We start from the raw sequence: 18,493 nt of genomic DNA, 5'->3' as shown, positions 1-18,493 counted from the left end.
TTAACAATATTTTAAAGTTCTACGGGCATCATTTATCATTTATAATTAATAATCAGCCGGAGCTTCTAGGTACAATTGCTTGAATGCTGTTTCCAACTGCTCATCATTAGGAGCTTTACCATGCCAAGCATGAGATCCCATCATATAATCAACTCCGTACCCCATTTCTGTATGAAGAAGGATGGCTACCGGTTTTCCTTTTCCAGTTTCTGTTTTTGCTTTCTCAAGGATTGCAATCACAGCTTCAAGATCATTCCCGTTCTTTTCTTCCAACACAATCCATCCGAATGCTTCCAATTTAGCATGAAGATTTCCTAAACTTAATACATCATCTGTATCTCCGTCAATCTGACGTCCGTTGTAATCAATAGTAGAGATGATATTATCTACTTTTTTAGCAGCAGCATACATCAATGCTTCCCAGATCTGACCTTCCTGAAGCTCACCATCTCCGTGAAGAGAGTAAACAAGAGATTGATCACCATCTAGTTTTTTACCTTCCGCTACACCTAATGCTACAGAAAGTCCTTGCCCAAGAGAACCTGAAGCAATTCTGATTCCTGGTAGCCCTTCATGAGTAGTAGGGTGTCCCTGTAATCTTGAATCTAATTTTCTGAAAGTTTTAAGTTCTTCTACAGGGAAGAAACCAAATCTTGCTAAAGTAGAGTAGAATACCGGAGAAATGTGCCCGTTTGATAGATAAAAATGATCTTCATTTTTGCCTTCCATGGTGAAAGGAAGTTTATAGTTCATTACCTTTCCATAAAGTGCTGTAAAGAACTCTGTACAACCTAAGCTACCACCTGGGTGTCCTGAATTTACAGCGTGAACCATTCTTAAAATGTCTCTTCTGATCTGCGTAGTAAGAGTTTTTAACTCTTCGATACTTTTACTCATTATATCTGATTTATTTGCATGCGAATTTACAATTTTTTACCGGCTTATGGAAATGCAAAAATCCGGATATAAAAACCCGGATTTCGACTGAATTGAATATTTTTCTGCTTTTAACAGCCTTCATTGAGGTAAACGGAGATTTCGGTAACAATATTGTTAACAAATTTAAAGCTTAATAACGTTCCTGCCTGACTGTCTTCAATATTGAAATAACCGGAATCTTTAATCGTTTTATCATTTTTATCCCAATCCGGACGTACGCTGAAGTTGGGATAATTTCTGTAGGCATTGATAAGATCATCTCGGGTACTTCCAACTCCGATTCCGCTTTTTGTTTTAAATTTTTTACTGGTGGTCGTCATGTAAGTAATAGAAGGAACACTCGGATTAGCTTCATTGATGTAGTTGTCAAAAAGATCAATCTGGATGGTTTCGCCATTATAATTTACCCTGTTTTTTTTGTCTCCACTTGAGTGAGTAAGTTTTGTTCCCGCAATTTTTTCAGCTTCAACCTTGGGCATAAAGACTTTAAACGGTCCGATTCTTAATGTGGATACTTCAAAATTTTCCTGAGCATTCATAAAATTGAATATTAATAGAAGTACGAAAATTGTAATAACTTTTTTCATAGTTTTTTAAATTTTGTTTTTTTTATTCTGTTAAATTTTGTATTTGGTTAATGCCGTCCGGATCAAAGATAATTAAAATAGAAAAGTCTATAAAATCAGTTATTTTAATGAAGGAAAAAACTAAAAAATATTTTTTTACCGTGAATGCTTTGTAATAGCTGGATCGTTGATTTTTCGCAAACAAACATTGATTTTTTTTGAATTTTCATATGTGGTATTTAGATTAATTTAACTAATTTTATAATTCAAATAATCTTGAATTATAAACATTTAACTAATTATTTTTTGATTTTTGGTCTGAATGTTTGAATTAATAAAAATTACATACCATTATATATGAAAATTAAACAATTATTTTATTTGGGGATATTCATTATATCCGTTTCCTCAGGGAAAGCTCAGGACTTTTTTACGGTAATCAGTGAGAGGTCCATTAAAGCAGATTCTAAAAACAGAACAGTACAGCCGGAAAAGTCATTGACTTATACACTGGATGTAGCGGGAATGAAAAGCTATTTTAATTCAGTTCCTGAACTAAAAGACAGTGACCGTAAAGACAATGCTCCAATCATTGTATTGCCAATGCCTGACGGTACGAAAGCAAAATTCAGAATCTGGAAGTCTTCAGTGATGGCTCCTGGATTAGCCAGCCAGTTTCCTCAGATTGTCACTTTTACAGGACAGGGAATTGATGACAAATATGCAACCCTAAAACTTGATTTTACAGAACTGGGATTCCATGCTCAGATCAAATCTGTAGTAGAAGGAGATACTTACATTGATCCTTATGCAAAATTAGATATCAACAATTATATCATTTACAAAAAAAGTGATTTGATTGATAAAAATCCAAGATCATGCGGAGTAAAGGATGAAGATGATATTCCGCTAGGAAAAAAAAACGCTCAAAAAACCACAGCTCCAAGCGTAGGAACTCAAATTAGAGTTTTCAGGTTTGCGGTTGCATGTACTGGAGAATATGCGGTAGCGGCAACGGGTACAGCTACTCCTACAGTGGCACAAACCTTATCTGCTATTGTAACTTCTGTAAACAGAGTGAATGGAGTATATGAGCAGGAAGTTGCTTCAAGGCTCGTATTAGTGGATAGTGAAGCGAATGTAGTCTTTACAAATGCAACGACAGATCCATTTAACGGAAATAATAATGCCAGTACACTAATCAATGAAAGCCAGACTCAGATCGATTTACTGATAGGAAATGCCAATTATGATATTGGACACACCTTCAGTACCGGAGGTGGCGGATTAGCAGGATTAGGGGTAATCTGTAACAACTCCAATAAAGGAAGAGGAATTACGGGTTCACCTAACCCTGTAGGAGATCCTTATGATATTGATTATGTGGCGCATGAAGTAGGGCATCAGTTTGGAGGTCCGCATACTTTTAATGCAACTACCGGAAGCTGTGGCGGAGGAAACCGCAGTGCAGCCAATGCTGTAGAACCTGGAAGCGGAATTACCATCATGGCCTATGCAGGAATTTGTGGAAGCACAAATAATTTAGCACCTAACAGTATTCCAACTTTCCATACCAAATCATACCAGTCTATCACAACGAAGGTTCAGTCAACAACATGTCAGGTTACCCTTCCAACCAATAATTTCGCTCCTACTGTAAATGCAGGAGGTGATTATACCATCCCTAAGAGTACTCCGTTCAGGTTAGAAGGATCTGCTTCAGATATAGATAATAATCCACTTACTTACAGCTGGGAACAGAATGATGTAGGCCCGGCAAGTGACTGGAATGCACCTACAGGAAATGCTGCTATATTCAGATCATATGTGCCGGTAACCGTTCCTTACAGATATTTTCCGAAACTTACTGATGTAATCAACGGTACGGTTTCCAAAGGAGAAGTTAGGCCGGCTTATGCAAGAACGATGGAGTTCAGGCTGACGGTAAGAGATAATAATCCAGGCTGTGCAGGAGTGGCCAACGATGATGCTATCATTACTGTTGATGGAAATTCCGGACCGTTTAATGTAACTGCACCTACAACAGCGGTAAGCTGGGCAGGTAATTCTACTCAAACAATAACATGGGATGTGGCGAATACAACTGCTTTCCCTGTGAATGCAGCTACTGTAAATATTTACCTTTCAACAGATGGAGGTCTTACTTATCCTACACTGATTCTGGGTTCCACTCCGAACGACGGTTCTGAAACCATTACCCTTCCTAACGTAAGTACGACACAGGCTAGAATTATGGTTGCAGCAGAGACCAATGTTTTCTACAATATTAATCCTATAAACTTTACCATTACCCAGACATTGGGTGTGAATGAAACGGCTACAAACAAAGATGTATTTGTATTATATCCTAATCCAAGCAAAGGAATTCTGAATATTAAATTTACCAACTCAAACGAAGTATATGATATGACCGTATATGACGTAAGCGGAAAATTAGTATTCACACAGACTAACAACAAATTGAATCATGATAAAACAGGTACTTTTGACTTGTCTCACCTGGTTACAGGAGATTATCTGATTAAAGTTAAATCTAAGAATACAGAGAAAACCATCAAGTGGATTAAAGAATAATTATTTCACTCCATTGATTACAATAAAAAGGCTGTCTTCATCTTGAGGACAGCCTTTTTTATAAGATTAAACAACCCTTAAATGTTGTTTGTTTTTTACCAGCCACAAACCAATGAAGGTGAGTAATCCGTTTAGAACAATCAGCTCTACACCGATTTTATAATCTGTATAAGTGGTAACAGCCAGATTGATGAAATAGGTAAGTATAGGTGCTAAAAGAGTAACGGTAAGAATTGAATATTTTCTGGAAATCTGAAACTTCGTGAAAATTCCAAAGGCGAAAAGACCTAAAAGCGGTCCGTAAGTATATCCTGCAATTTCCATGATCAGATAAACGATAGATTTATCATTCAATGCTTTGAAGACCATAATCAGGATAAAGAAAACTACCGTGAAAATCAAATGTACTTTCATACGAAGACGTTTCTTTTCTTTTTCAGTTTTGGTTTTATCTTCATTAAGGTTTAGTAAATCTACACAATACGAACTCGTTACCGCAGTTAAGGCTCCATCCGCAGACGGGAACAATGCTGAAATTAATCCAATGATGAAAATAACGGAAATAGCCATTGGGAAATACCCTTGAAGTGATAAAGCAGGGAAAAGGTCGTCTCCCATTACATTTTTAATATTTCCTGCGGCATCTTTGAATCCGAAAATATTCGTTACTGTTTCAGCTTTTATCGTTCCATATTCAGCGCCGTGCTGTAATGCAAAAAGGTATAATAATCCACCCAGGAACAAGAATGCAAGGTTCACAATAAGAAGTGTTCCTGCAAAGGTCAGCATATTTTTCTTTGAATTTTTAAGATTATCTACAGAGATATTTTTCTGCATCATTTCCTGATCCAGCCCAGTCATAGCAATCGTAATAAAGATTCCTCCCAGAATGGTTTTCAGGAAAAAGGTTTTGGAATTGGGATCAAAATTAATGAAGTGAGTATAGTTTTTCTGTTCCAGAATGGTATAGGCTTCACCAAATGATAAATTCAGGTTGGATAAAATAAAAACAATACAAGCTACAAGACTGATGATCATAAAAGAAGTCTGCAGGGTATCGGTAATGACAATCGTTTTTACCCCTCCTTCAAAAGTATACAGAAGTACCATCAACAGAAGTACCAGAGAAGTTACCCAAAATGGAACTCCTAATCCTTCAAGTAAGAATATCTGTAAAACGTTTACTACCAGATATAATCTTGCCGTAGCACCAATTGCCCTTGAAATAATAAAAAATATAGAACCAATTTTATGGGCTTCCACATTGAATCTTTTTCCCAGATAGGTATAGATTGAGGTCAGGTTCATCTTATAATAAAGAGGAAGCAATATGGCGGCAACGATAAAATATCCGATGAAAAACCCGATCACCATCATGTAGTACTCAAAACCTCCGTAAATATATTCGGAACCGGTCATTTTCCCCACAGTTCCGGGAACTGAAATAAAAGTAACCCCACTTAAGCTGGTTCCTATCATTCCGAATGCTACGAGCCACCATTTACTCTTTTTGTTACCAATAAAAAATGACTGGTTATCAGAATTCCGGCTGGTAAAATAAGAAATTACCAAAAGGCCGATAAAATAGACGAAAACAAATAACAAAAGGATAGTTCCTGGATTCATTCTTGATTTTTAAATTTTAGCAAATATATAAAAAAGATCAGTCGGGAATCATGAATTTGAAATACTGTTGTTTTCAAAGCAAATTCTGATGATTGAATATTTTTAATTCAAAATAAAAACCCTTCCAGAAATCTCTCTGAAAGGGTTGTATTGTAAGAGTGGAAACAGTGACTAATTCACTAAAACATCCTGAAGTTCCTCACTTTTCTGGAAACTTGCCTTCGCAAAAGGACAGAGAGGAATGATCTTCTTCTCATTTTTTCTGGCAAAATCCACTGCAGCCAGAAGCATTTCCTTGCCTACTCCTTTTCCGTTGTAAGCTTCTTCCACCTCGGTGTGGTCTATAATAAATCTTTCTTCTCCGGCCCAGGTATACGTCATCATTCCTGCGCGTTTTCCATCTATGAAAGCTTCAAAACTTCCGTGTTTGTCGTCGTTGTTTTGTTTTACTTCGATCATGTTATGAGAATTTAGTTAGTATTTCTATATCGTTGGTTAGTATTTTATGAACAGGGCATGCATCTGCGATGGTGTGCAGTCTTTTTCGCTGCTCATCATCCAGAATACCTTCAAAGCTGATGTCTCTTTTGAAAACTGCTCTTTTTGTTAAGGGAAAATTTTCAAGCTCTACTTCTACATTGATGTTTTCCACATCCCATTCTTTTCTTTCAATATACATTCTCAATGTAGCTGCTGTACAGCTTGCCAGTGATGTCGCCAGAATTTCCATGGGATTAAGACCTTTGTTCTGTCCGCCTTTATCAATCGGCTCATCCGTAATGATCTTATTTTCTCCGGCAGTGACTTCTGTATAATATTTTGTTTTTCCTAAACTTGCTTTTACGGTTACCGCCATTATTTTTCTGTATTGAATTTATAACTTAATGTCCCTGATGGGCATAGATCTATCTGATTTTTAAGTTCTTCAGGACTTGCGTTTTCTGCTTTTATCCAAGGTCTTTCTTTAGGGTTGTAGACTTTTGGAAGTGTTTTTACACATACAGCCGAGTGGATACACTTTTGAGGCTGCCAGATGACGGTGATGTTACCGTTGGGATATTCGTGTGTTTCCATATCAATTTTCTTTTAATGTTTTTTCGATTCTTCTGTCCGGAATCAGCCATATAAGAGCCACGATATAATAAAAACCTATGGCAATATAAGGATAAAAAAATGAAGTAGCGATTCCCAGGACATAAAATACAATAGAGATATATTCTTTATATTTTGAATGAATGGCTTCTTTCAGCTTTGATTCTTCGCCTTCACACCGGATAATAACATGCTCCAGAATGGTGTAAGCAATGGCTGACATAATGAGGCCAATTCCATAGACTGCAACAGGATTTTTGGCAAAACTTGTAGTCCCGATCCATTCTGTAGCAACAGGCATCAGAGAAAGCCAGAACAAAAGGTGAAGATTGGCCCAAAGAATGCTGCCATTTACTTTCTTTACGGTCTGAAACAAATGATGGTGATTATTCCAGTAGATTCCTACATAGATAAAACTGAAAATATAGGCTAAAAATTTAGGAAGAAGAGGTTTGAGACTGCTCCAGCTATTTCCCTCCGGTACTTTCAGTTCAAGTACCATAATGGTGATAATAATAGCAAGAACACCGTCACTGAAGGCCTCAAGTCTTCCTTTAGTCATTCGTTTTAACCTGATTTTTAAAGTTTTGTATCTTTCCTTTCAAATCATTCAGCATATCCGGATTGATGACTCCGCTTTCCATATCAAAGTTTTCATAAAATTTAGGTAATGAAAAAGTATCCTTGATGTCTGCTGCAAACTGTGGGAAAAATGTTTTCGCGGTATTCATTACATTTCCTCCGCCATAACCTCCTGGAGAGGTACTCATCAGAAGCATTGGTTTATTCTGAAATACTTTTACATTAATCCTTGAAGACCAGTCAAAAACATTTTTAAAAGCGGCACTGTAAGAACGGTTGTGTTCTGCAAGAGAGCAGATGATGACATCACATTCTTCAATGACTTTTAAAAACTTGTGGGCTTCATCCGGAAACCCTTTCTTTTCAAGATCTACAGAGAAAACAGGCATGGTGAAATCGTTGAGGTCAATCAGATTGATTTCCTCATCCTGAAAATCTTTCAGAACAAACTTTACAAGTTCTCTGTTGATTGAAGTGGAAGATGTACTTCCGGCAAAAGCTAATATTTTCATGGTAGATAATCTGAACTGAAATTATTTTCTGTTTAAAATAGCCTTGGGAAGCGGAACATATTCTTTGTCATCACCCGGAACCAAAGGGAAGGCATCATGATTCTGATCATTCCAGTTTACTTTGGCCTGATCAAGTAATTCTTTATCAGAGTTAACGAAATTCCAGAATATAAAACGTTCTTCATCGAAGGGTTCGCCACCAAAAAGATAAACTGTTCCGTTTTCGCTCATATCAAATTCGCAAAGCTTTGTATCTTTAGCGATCATCAGCTGTTTTGAACCATAAGAATTTCCTTCTGTGCTAACGGTTCCATCCAGAACATACATGGCAGCTTCTCCATAAAGGTCTTTTCCGATACTTATTTTCTTCGCCTCTTTTGTTTTGATTTCAAGAAAAAATAATTTGCTGTGTACCGGAACCGGAGAAGTTCTTCCAAATGCTTCACCTGCAATTAATTTATACTGAATGCCATCTTCTTCCCAAACCGGAATATCATCAGCTTCAATATGATGAAAAGTAGGCTCCGACTGCTCAAGGTGTTTTGGAAGTCCTACCCAGATCTGGAATCCGTGAAGTCTCTTATCACTGTGTCTTAAATATTCAGGTGTTCTTTCTGAATGTACAACTCCTTTTCCGGCAGTCATCCAATTCACGGCACCCGGTTTTATTTCTATAGCACTTCCGATACTGTCTCTATGGAAAATAGAACCTTCCAAAAGATAAGTTAACGTAGATAAACCGATATGCGGATGAGGCGGAACATCAAGATTCTGATAATCTTTTAATTCTGAAGGTCCCATGTGGTCAATAAAAACGAAAGGGCCAACTGCTCTTTTTTCACGGAAAGGAAGGAGTCTTCCTACCAGGAAATTTCCGATATCTGCTGCTTTTTCTTCAATAATAAGTCCGATATTTGACATGATAGTGTGATGCTGTTTAAATGTTATTTAAAATAAATTGAGTGGTTCCTCTGAAATTTAAAGTTTGTCATATCCTTCAAATTTCTCATCCACGATACGTTTCCATTCCGGATGCTTCTTGATAAAAGCAAAAACATACGGACAGAATGGAAGAAGCTTTTTCCCGCTTTCTTCAATATAATTCAACGTTTTCTCTACTACGGCAGCCGCGGCACCTGTTCCCGCCAGTTCAGGCTCTGCTTCAGTATGTACCAAAGCAATCTGATGTGTTGTCTCACGGTAATCAATGAATGCGTAATGTCCGTTGACTTCTATTTCAAATCTTTTTTCCGCTTTTACAAGAGGTATATTTTCGAATTCTGGTTTCATAATATTTTGTGTTAAAAGAATTCTGTTTCTACAGTAAAACAGAATTAAAAGCTAAACCTTATAGATTTCTAAAACCTATAAGGTTTGCCATTATATAAAGTTAATAAAAAAAGGAATAATTGAAGGTTAAGATAAATTTAAATCTTCTAGTCTTCCAGATATCCGAATTTTCCGGTATTAAAATCCTCAAAAGCCTGCATGATTTCTTCTCTGGAATTCATCACAAAAGGACCATGAGGGTAGATGGGCTCATTGATAGGCTCACCGCTGATGATTAAAACAACAGCATCTTCTTTTGCTTCGATAGTGAATGTTTCACCTTCGTTTTTAAATAATGCAAAATGATCTGCTTTAACGGTTTCTTCTCCATTAATGGTAATGCTTCCTTCAATCACCAAAGCAGCAGTATTGAAATGGGCAGGGAAATTAAATTCTGCTGTTCCTCCTGCTTTAAGTTTTGCATTCATCATATGAACCGGAGTGAAAGTACTGGCTGGCCCTTTATGACCGTTATACGCTCCGGCAATTACTTCTACATAACCATTTTCACCTAGATCCACTCTTTCCATTTTAGAGTTTTCAATAGCCTGATATTTTGGGCAGCTCATTTTATCTTTTGCAGGAAGATTCACCCAAAGCTGAACCATCTGAAAAATTCCTCCTTCTTTTGCCCATTCTGTTTCATGATATTCTTTATGGAGAACTCCTTTGGCAGCAGTCATCCACTGAACATCACCTTCTCCAATCACGCCACCGCCGCCGGCACTGTCATGATGCTCTACTTTTCCGCTATAGGCTATGGTTACTGTTTCGAAACCTCTGTGTGGATGAACTCCCACACCTCTTGGTCTTTCTGATCCATTGAAATGAAATTTCGAATTGTAATCCAGCATAATGAACGGATCCATTCTTTTCATATCCAATCCAGGTACTCCCGGAATAAAATTGTGAACCCTGAATCCATCGCCTACAAAGTGCGCAGGTCTTGGAGATACTACGATTTCTATTTTTTTAGTTGCCATCACATTGTTGATTTATGTAAACAAAATTACCATACTTATATACGATAAGCATTGATCTGTGTTAAGTTCGTAGTATGAGTGATGAATGGAAAATTAAACGGACAAAATAGCAGTTTTGCCTTTGTCCTTAACTATTCTTCCTTCGATTTCATGTTTTTACCATCTGAGATATGCAGTCTTCTGAAGACGAATCCTGAGAGAATTGTCAATATACCTACGGTAAGAAAAGTATATCGGAATGCATTGTGGATTTCTCCTTTGATAAGATCTGTGTTTTCAAAAAGTTTTAAAACAATCAGCCCAAATGCAATTCCAAAACCGATAGCCAGCTGTTGATTCACGGAGATTAAAGAATTTCCGCTGCTGGTCTGAAAATTTCGAAGATCGGCAATAGAAATGGTGTTCATGGAGGTGAACTGTATCGAGTTGAAAAAACCTAACACTGCAATAATCGGAACGAACCAATACAGGGAAGTGTGTATATCAGGGATGGCAAGCAGGCATATCAAGGTTCCGATGATGAATGTATTGACCATTAAAGTCTGCCGATAGCCATATTTATCCAGGATTTTAATAACGGATGATTTCCCGAAGATTGCTGTTAGTGCCATAGGAGCAATAATCCAGCCCGAAGTTACTGCAGACTGTTTGTAGGCAATCTGAATCATCAGCGGCAGCAATAACGGAACGGAACTGATTCCTAGTCTTGTAGCCAGATTACCTACAATACCTACGCGAAAAGTTCTTACCTGAAACAGATTTAAAGGAAAAATAGGATGTCCTCCCTTTTTAGCATGTTTGTAGTAATAATAAAGGAATAAGAAACCAAGGATAAACACGACAAGAACTGGAGTAATATTCTGCATATCTCCAAAAAGTTCCAATGAAACAGAAAGCAGGAGAGAGGCGGCGGCAAAGATTAAGAAACCTTTTAAATCAAAATCAACATCATCGGATTTATAATTGGGCATGAATTTTAATCCTAAAAGTATTCCCAGAACACCGATTGGAATATTGATCAGAAATATCCAGTGCCATGAAAGGTAGTCTACCATATACCCTCCGACTAATGGTCCCAGTACGGGCCCGATAAGTGCCGGAATAATGGCAAAGTTCATCGCTTTAAGCAGTTCATTCTTATCAAAAGTTTTAATGAGTGCCAATTTTCCGACGGGAGTCATCAAACTTCCTCCAACTCCCTGAATAACTCTTGAAATAACGAGATGAGTAAGATTTTGAGACAGGGAACAAAACAGTGAACCTAAGCTGAACAGTACCAATGAAAAAATAAATATTTTTTTTGTCCCGAACCGGTCTGCCAGAAATCCACTGGCGGGCATAAAAACGGCTAATGTCAAAACATAACTGATGATGGCGTTCTGCATATTAAGCGGAGACTCTTTCAGATCTTTTGCAATAGAGGGCAGGGAAGTATTCAGAATGGTAGAATCCAGCATCTGCATAAAAATAGCGGTAGCCAGAATAAGTGGTAGTATTTTTTTTATGGATGTCTGTTGTGTGCTTGCTTCTGTCATTTTGTATAGGCTGGATAGAAGAACTTCCAGACTTATTTTTATTTGAAGAACCTGCCTGCTTTAAGCGGGATCTATCTTTAGATAAAGAAATCCATATAAAATTAAAAAAGTCCTGTGAGATTTCACAGGACTTTTTGATTTATTTTCTAGGTTTTTCTACTCCTTTCCATTCATCACCAGCTTTTCTGTACTGGCTTAAAATGAAAGTTTTAAAATCCTTTGTTTTGTATTCGATGTTATCGGTGTTCTGCTCAAATGGCATGATGTAATAATATTCGATATCTGTTTTATCAGATTTGTTTCCTTTTTTTACAGAAGGAACATATTTCGAAAACTTATAACTTGGAAGATATTGTTTTAGTCTTGTGTAGAAAGCTTTGTCTTCTTTTTCACTAGGGATGATATCTACAATGTTCAGATCATCTTTTTTCTTATCTACCCAAAGATAATATGTTTTTTCTTCTCCCATATTTCTGTTGAATGAGTTGAAAGCAAACAATTCTTTCGGTACCAGTTCTTTAATCTTTTCAGGATCTACCTTTGTGTAGTATAACCCTTTAGAAGGATCTACATAGGTTTCAAGGTTGTACATTAAAACAGAATTGTTTTCAAAATTCTTGTTTTTAAAATATTGATTCAAAGATAATTCTGCAGTTGCTCTAAGCTCCTTACCTCTGGCATCCAGTTTTTTTGTCGGATTCTGAGGGTTTACGTACTTTACAAATTCATATAAAACGATAGGTTTGATATCCTTTAGGTGAGGATAAGTTTTCAGCTGCTCTGCTTTTACAAGCCAATAGTATTGTTGGTAGTAGTCATCTTTATCCTGATCTTTCACACTCTTATAAGTCAAAGCAAGCTTCTTTGAATTCAGATATTTGCCGTATTTTCCTTGTCCAAAAGCAAAACTTATGGATAATAAGACAAATAAAACAGTAAGGTTTCTTCTCATTTTTTTATAATTGATATTTTCGTTTTCCAAATATAATTATTTATTAGATATTATTTTGGATTGTCAGTTAAATTATGCCATATTGTTATTGTTAATTCAAGAAAAAATCCTGTATTGCTACAGGATTGATAAATTATAACTGAGGGAGTTAGATGTTTGATACGATAAAACTAAATATCAATGGTGAATTTTTGCTTCGCAAAGTGAATGGTGAATGATTTAGCCACATATTAGAAAATACTTCCATATTGATTGCTTTTACTCTCAAATCTCGCAACCCGAAAATCACGCAACAAATTCACAAGCGCAGCGGATTGACGATTGACTATTCACTAATCAACCCCTCTAGTACGAAGTTTCATGCACTTTCACCGCTCTTCCGCTTGGATCATTCATTTTTTTGAAGGCTTCATCCCATTCTAAGGCAATAGGAGTGGAACAGGCTACGGACGGAACAGATGGAACGGTAGCAGCTGCTGTTTCACTTGGGAAATGCTCTTCAAAAATAGTTCTGTATCGGTATTCTTCTTTGTTCTGAGGCGTATTTAGCGGGAATCTGAATCTGGCGTTTGTCATCATCTCATCCGTTACTTCTTTTTCGGCAACCTCTTTTAAGGTGTCAATCCATGAATATCCTACACCATCCGAGAACTGTTCTTTCTGTCTCCATACAATAGAATCCGGAAGGAGATCTTCAAAAGCTTTTCTTAAAACCCACTTTTCAATTTTCCCTTCAGCAGCATTGATCATTTTATCTTGCGGATTAAGAGTCATGGCAATATCCATAAATTCTTTATCAAGGAAAGGTACTCTGCCTTCGATACCCCAGCTCATCAACGCTTTGTTGGCTCTTAAGCAGTCATAAAGATGGAGTTTACCCAGTTTTCTTACCGTTTCATCGTGGAATTCTTTTGCATTGGGAGCTTTGTGGAAGTATAAATAGCCACCGAACAATTCATCAGAACCTTCTCCGGAAAGTACCATTTTAATTCCCATAGACTTGATCACCCGTGCCAGAAGATACATTGGGGTGGATGCTCTGATAGTCGTTACATCATAGGTTTCCAGATGGTAAATCACATCACGTACTGCATCCAGACCTTCCTGAACGGTAAAGTTAACTTCATGATGAACAGATCCGATGTGTTCTGCTGCTTTTTGAGCAGCTGCAAGATCCGGAGAACCCACAAGTCCTACAGCAAAACTATGAAGTCTCGGATACCATGCTTCCTGTGTGTCGCCGCTTTCAATTCTCTGACGGGCAAACTTTGCAGTAATCGCTGAAATGACCGATGAATCTAAACCTCCGGAAAGGAGCACTCCATAAGGAACATCACTCATCAATTGTCTGTGTACGGCATCTTCAAGACCTTTTCTCAGTTTTGAGATATCAGTTTCGTTTTCTTTTACGTGATCAAAACTGTCCCATTCTCTTGTATACCATTGCTGAAGCTCGGTTCCGTCAGGGCTGTATAGAAAATGTCCAGGCAGGAATGTTTCTATTTTTTTGCAGATGCCTTCCAAAGCTTTCAGTTCAGAAGCAACATAGTAGTTTCCGTTTTTATCCCAACCCTGGTAAAGTGGGCAGATTCCCATATGATCGCGGGCGATAAGATAAATGTCGTTTTCAGTGTCGTATAATGCGAATGCAAAAATTCCATTCAGTTTCTCAACAAAATCTTTTCCGTATTTTCTGTAAAGGGCAAGGATGACTTCACAGTCAGACTGAGTCTGAAACTCATAATCCGGAAATTCTTCTTTGAGTTCTCTATGGTTATAGATTTCACCGTTTACCGCTAATACTACTTTTCCGTCTTTTGTAAATAGAGGTTGTTTTCCAGAGGTAGGATCTACGATGGCAAGTCTTTCGTGAGAAAAAATTACTTTCTCATCCTGAAAAACTCCACTCCAATCCGGTCCTCTGTGACGGATTTTTTTTGACATTTCCAATACCTGAGGTCTTAATACTTCAGTTTTTTGCTTGGCGTCGAATAAACATACAATTCCACACATGATTTTTATTATTTATGGAACAAAAGTAGAAGGGATGTTTATAAATAACAATAAAAAATATTTAAAAACGAAAATTTTTAATCAATTTGTATTTTAAAGTTAAAGATTTTAACTATTTGTGGAGATTGACATGTTTTTGATTAATTTTTTTCGTTGAGCCGGAATTGATGAAATTTACATACGAAATAAAAATGACATATTTATTAATCTATGGTAATTAATTATATGAATTTTACTCCTTACTTTGTGGCTCGAAATAATTTTTTTTCATCATTTGTGTTTTTACCTTCTTGCAATTCTCATGCAAGAAGGTTTTGTTTTTATTGAACTCCAAGTAATGCTCCCGAAACATTCCATGAACTGAAACTTGTTCCTTCTGTAGGGCCTTGTGGAATTTTTATCTGTATGGTATGCTTTCCTGCCTTCAAATCTCCAAGAGGGATAAAGTTAGGATTGGTTACCGTTCCCGGACACCAGTTTGATCTGCTGAGGTCAGATGATGAAAGCCCGTCCTGGAAATTTCCTGAAGCAGGGTTGTATAGACGGTAAGAACCACAGTCTGTTCTCCAGGGCACAAATGAAAACACCGGATTTCCATCCACAACAATAAAATTGGTCTTAGGAACAAATTCATCTCCGTTTTCCCAGCCGCCATGTCCTGTTGTGGTATATTTTAGCTGTGCGTTTTTGAGATCTTTATTTAAAGTGAAATTAACCATAAGTCCTTTGTCCTTATTGAACATCGTGGAGTAGTCCTGTCCGGCCATTTCCATAATATTTAAAGTATTGAACAAAGGAATTGCTATATTGTTTTTATGAACGGTCTGATCGCTTTTATGAATGGTGATATCCAGGCTTACTTTATGGCCGCCTTTATCATAGTTGCCAATAAATATTCCCACCCAAAGTTCTTTTCCTGATAAAGAAGGTTTCAATTCTGTAATATCCTGTCGGTAAGGACTGATTGTTTGCCAGGTTTTTCCTTTAAGCTGAATATGATTGAACTTCTGAATTCCAAATGCAGTAAAGAATCGCATCATTTCCATAGCAGGGCTATAGTGATCAGTGGAAGTTACTCCGTAATATTGTTTTCCGTTTCCATTTTCGTAGACAGGAAGTGTTTTTGCTCCTTTTTCCAATCCATCAAAAAAAGATTTTTCTTTATCCTGTGGAATGAAGAATACGGTTCCGGTTCTATCATAGGCATCTCCATTGGATTGCTGTTTCAGTTCTACAAAAATATTTTCTCCTTCTGTAATGGCAGGAAATTTTATTTTTTTCAGAATGATCGTTCCGTTGGCATATCTTTTTATCTGGTCATCTGATTTTGAAGCATCAGAGAAGTTGATGGTTTCATTTTCAAAAACAGTCAGTATGGTAAATCTGCTTTTCCAAAGCAAGTCTTTATATCCTAACTGATCTGTTGTCTGTATATTTCCTTTTAAAATATTTTCAATGCCGGTATTCTTGATTTTTTTGATGGAGCCTGCGGTAATTAAAGAGTTTTTATTTCTCTCCACTTCCAGAACCAATCCCAAATTTTGCCCCAAAACAGAAGGTCCGCCTTTCAATTTGAGATCATGAGTGTACCAGACTTCAATCGTGTTTGAATTGACCTTTGTAACTGCTTTCTTACAGGTATAGCCCAGTATTTTTTTGGTTTCATTGGTGAGTTCAAAATCCTGTTTTCCTACTGATTCAGCATCTGATGTTGAGATAATCGATCCGGGTTTTAAAAAAGCATAAGAAACAATGGTGTTTGATGGTTTTTCTACCTTAGTGATCTCGTAGGGATAGCTGCTTTTTTGTTCTTTGATCGCACTGTTGAGAATGAAATTTTCTTTTTCATTGACCCAAACTATTGTTGAGGGTTGATCAGCTGTTGTTTTTCCGTTGTATGAACTTGTGTACTGAATTTCATATGTCTGTGCAGAAAACAGACAGTATAAGAAAACAGCCAGAAAATTGAGTGCAGTTTTTATATGCATAAATAAGTGAGTTTACTGCAAAGTTATTTTAAACTTTCTACAGCATCAAACAGTTTTAATCTATACAGTTAGTAGACAATTGGGGTGAAATGTTACAAAAATTGTTACATTTTTTTGAAAAGGGTTTTAAACAAAAAAACTACTCCAAAGAATAGAGTAGTTTTATGTATTGTTTGTTGGGTTTGGATTAAGAAATTCTCTCAATCAAAGCCATATAGAATCCGTCATAGCCTTCACTAGGCATTACTTTTTCATCTTTAATCATTTTGAATCCAGGATTGTTTTTGATGAATTCATCTACCTGAAGGTTGTTTTCAGAAGGAAGGATAGAACATGTAGCATATACCATTTTTCCTCCTTTTTTAAGCATTTTAGAATAGTCCTGAAGGATTTGTTGCTGTTCCTTTTTAATTCTGTCAATAAAATCCTGATCGATTTTCCATTTACTGTCCGGGTTTCTTTTTAAAACTCCCAGACCTGAACATGGAGCATCAATCAAAAGTCTGTCCGCTTTTTCATGAAGACGTTTGATCACCTTGTTATCAGCAATCATACGGGTTTCAATATTGTGCGCTCCGGCTCTCTTTGCGCGGCGCTTTAATTCAGCTAATTTCCATTCAAAGATATCCAGTGCTATAATCTGACCTTTGTTTTTCATGATGGCTGCTAAGTGAAGGGTTTTTCCTCCCGCACCCGCACATGCATCTACAACCCTTTGTCCTTCTTTAACATCAAGGAAATATCCAATCTTCTGAGAAGAGGCATCCTGAACTTCAAATAATCCTTCTTTAAAAGCGGTCGTAAGGAAAACATTTTTCTTTTCTTCCAGCTGAACAGCATCAGGATAATTTTTAATAGGAAAAGAAACAACCCCTTCATCCGAAAGATCAGAAATAAGTTCTTTGGTGGTGGTTCTTAAAGAATTGGCTCTTAAAACTGTTGGAGCCTGCTCATTTAAAGCAAGCATTTCTCTTTCCCATTTGGCACCCAGCTCTTTTTCAAGAGTTTCAGCCAGCCACTCAGGAATAGAATGTTCTATTGCTTTTGTAGGAACAGTATTTTTTTTAAGTTTGGTAAGAATGTCGGCAATCTTGATTCCGTCAAATTCTTCAAATTTTTTATAATTGGTTTTACTCCAAAGTAAATACGCAATAATCAATTTGTAAATATTGTTGGGTTTTACCCCTTCACCCATATAGTATTCAAGGCGTTTTTTCCAACGGATAATATTGTAAAAAATTTCAGAAACAACGGCTCTGTCCTGGCTTCCCCATTTTCTGTTTGCCTTCAAAAGTCTTTCAATAACTTTATCTGCATATTTGTTTTTCTCAAAAAATGTTTCGTGTAAGGCATCGTGAATCCCGATTGCCAAGTTTCTGTGAATAAGTTCCATAAATTTGCTTCGCTGTTTGAATCTGCAAAAATACGACTTTTAATTGAGAGTTGAAGATTGAGTTCGTAGTTTGGGAATTGGAGCCGTTTTGAGTAAGGAGTAATGTGATCTGATGGTATTGATCCAAGGTCAACCTGTTTATTGATTTTTTTAGGGGTCGAAATAAATTTTAATGCTGAATTTATAAAGATTTTCCGAATATTTATATTTTTTATTTGTTGACAATAGCCTTTCACTTTAAAACGAATAAACCTATGTTTTTGCTTAATGAAAAATTTTTGCTAACAAAATATACACTGTTCATTATTATCCTTTATTTTCTTTGCGGCAAGTTTATTTAATTTGTATTAATTCACTATATTGTGTAATGTTGACGTGTGCTTATTAT

17 protein-coding genes are annotated in these 18,493 nt (G+C 36.7%); 1 reads left to right on the top strand and 16 read right to left on the bottom strand.

The genetic code is table 11. The features are described 5' to 3' along the window. Window positions 1-45: 45 nt before the first annotated feature. Window positions 46-930: a transketolase gene (locus CQ022_RS21505; RefSeq protein ID WP_228421856.1), complete on the bottom strand. Its 885-nt coding sequence runs from the start codon at window positions 928-930 to the stop codon at window positions 46-48. A 77-nt stretch (window positions 931-1,007) separates the two neighbouring features. Further along, a complete protein-coding gene (locus tag CQ022_RS21500) occupies window positions 1,008-1,526 on the bottom strand; it encodes a hypothetical protein (RefSeq protein WP_105684515.1) in 519 nt (172 codons plus the stop codon). 336 nt (window positions 1,527-1,862) lie between these two features. Here CQ022_RS21500 and CQ022_RS21495 point away from each other — a divergent pair, with 336 nt between their 5' ends. Then, window positions 1,863-4,100 carry a reprolysin-like metallopeptidase gene (locus CQ022_RS21495; RefSeq protein ID WP_105684514.1) on the top strand — a complete coding sequence of 746 codons (2,238 nt, stop codon included), beginning with the start codon at window positions 1,863-1,865 and terminating at the stop codon, window positions 4,098-4,100. A gap of 66 nt (window positions 4,101-4,166) precedes the next feature. Here CQ022_RS21495 and CQ022_RS21490 read toward each other — a convergent pair whose 3' ends face one another. From CQ022_RS21490 to CQ022_RS21425, 14 genes are all read right to left on the bottom strand, one after another. Next, window positions 4,167-5,726, bottom strand: a complete 1,560-nt coding sequence (locus tag CQ022_RS21490) for a sodium:solute symporter (protein ID WP_105684513.1) — start codon at window positions 5,724-5,726, stop codon at window positions 4,167-4,169. A 171-nt stretch (window positions 5,727-5,897) separates the two neighbouring features. Further along, window positions 5,898-6,185, bottom strand: a complete 288-nt coding sequence (locus CQ022_RS21485) for a GNAT family N-acetyltransferase (RefSeq protein ID WP_185126841.1) — start codon at window positions 6,183-6,185, stop codon at window positions 5,898-5,900. A gap of 1 nt (window position 6,186) precedes the next feature. Further along, a complete protein-coding gene (locus CQ022_RS21480; protein ID WP_105684512.1) occupies window positions 6,187-6,582 on the bottom strand; it encodes an OsmC family protein in 396 nt (131 codons plus the stop codon). Then, entirely contained in the window at window positions 6,582-6,800 is a 219-nt protein-coding gene (locus CQ022_RS21475; protein WP_105684511.1) for a (4Fe-4S)-binding protein, read from the bottom strand. Before CQ022_RS21475 ends, CQ022_RS21480 begins: the two co-directional genes overlap by 1 nt. A gap of 1 nt (window position 6,801) precedes the next feature. Next, a complete protein-coding gene (locus tag CQ022_RS21470; protein WP_105684510.1) occupies window positions 6,802-7,380 on the bottom strand; it encodes a TMEM175 family protein in 579 nt (192 codons plus the stop codon). Further along, window positions 7,373-7,912 carry an NADPH-dependent FMN reductase gene (locus CQ022_RS21465; RefSeq protein WP_105684509.1) on the bottom strand — a complete coding sequence of 180 codons (540 nt, stop codon included), beginning with the start codon at window positions 7,910-7,912 and terminating at the stop codon, window positions 7,373-7,375. Before CQ022_RS21465 ends, CQ022_RS21470 begins: the two co-directional genes overlap by 8 nt. Before the next feature lie 21 nt (window positions 7,913-7,933). Beyond that, window positions 7,934-8,833 carry a pirin family protein gene (locus CQ022_RS21460; protein WP_105684508.1) on the bottom strand — a complete coding sequence of 300 codons (900 nt, stop codon included), beginning with the start codon at window positions 8,831-8,833 and terminating at the stop codon, window positions 7,934-7,936. Between the two features lie 57 nt (window positions 8,834-8,890). After that, window positions 8,891-9,202: a GNAT family N-acetyltransferase gene (locus CQ022_RS21455; RefSeq protein ID WP_105684507.1), complete on the bottom strand. Its 312-nt coding sequence runs from the start codon at window positions 9,200-9,202 to the stop codon at window positions 8,891-8,893. Between the two features lie 146 nt (window positions 9,203-9,348). Then, the gene (locus CQ022_RS21450; RefSeq protein ID WP_105684506.1) at window positions 9,349-10,224 is read right to left on the bottom strand and encodes a pirin family protein; all 876 of its coding nucleotides are present in this window, start codon (window positions 10,222-10,224) and stop codon (window positions 9,349-9,351) included. A 131-nt stretch (window positions 10,225-10,355) separates the two neighbouring features. Further along, window positions 10,356-11,759 (bottom strand): MFS transporter, encoded by a 1,404-nt coding sequence (locus CQ022_RS21445; RefSeq protein ID WP_105684505.1) that lies wholly within the window; start codon window positions 11,757-11,759, stop codon window positions 10,356-10,358. Between the two features lie 139 nt (window positions 11,760-11,898). Further along, window positions 11,899-12,741, bottom strand: a complete 843-nt coding sequence (locus CQ022_RS21440) for a hypothetical protein (RefSeq protein WP_228421849.1) — start codon at window positions 12,739-12,741, stop codon at window positions 11,899-11,901. A gap of 315 nt (window positions 12,742-13,056) precedes the next feature. Beyond that, complete coding sequence (gene asnB, locus CQ022_RS21435) at window positions 13,057-14,724, bottom strand: asparagine synthase B (RefSeq protein WP_105684503.1); 1,668 nt, start codon at window positions 14,722-14,724, stop codon at window positions 13,057-13,059. Between the two features lie 320 nt (window positions 14,725-15,044). After that, the gene (locus CQ022_RS21430; protein ID WP_105684502.1) at window positions 15,045-16,712 is read right to left on the bottom strand and encodes a GLPGLI family protein; all 1,668 of its coding nucleotides are present in this window, start codon (window positions 16,710-16,712) and stop codon (window positions 15,045-15,047) included. 187 nt (window positions 16,713-16,899) lie between these two features. Next, window positions 16,900-18,105 carry an RsmB/NOP family class I SAM-dependent RNA methyltransferase gene (locus tag CQ022_RS21425; RefSeq protein ID WP_105684501.1) on the bottom strand — a complete coding sequence of 402 codons (1,206 nt, stop codon included), beginning with the start codon at window positions 18,103-18,105 and terminating at the stop codon, window positions 16,900-16,902. Window positions 18,106-18,493: the final 388 nt, after the last annotated feature.

This window comes from Chryseobacterium culicis (assembly GCF_002979755.1).
Classification (GTDB): domain Bacteria; phylum Bacteroidota; class Bacteroidia; order Flavobacteriales; family Weeksellaceae; genus Chryseobacterium; species Chryseobacterium culicis_A.
This window is presented reverse-complemented; position numbering and strand designations above follow the sequence as displayed.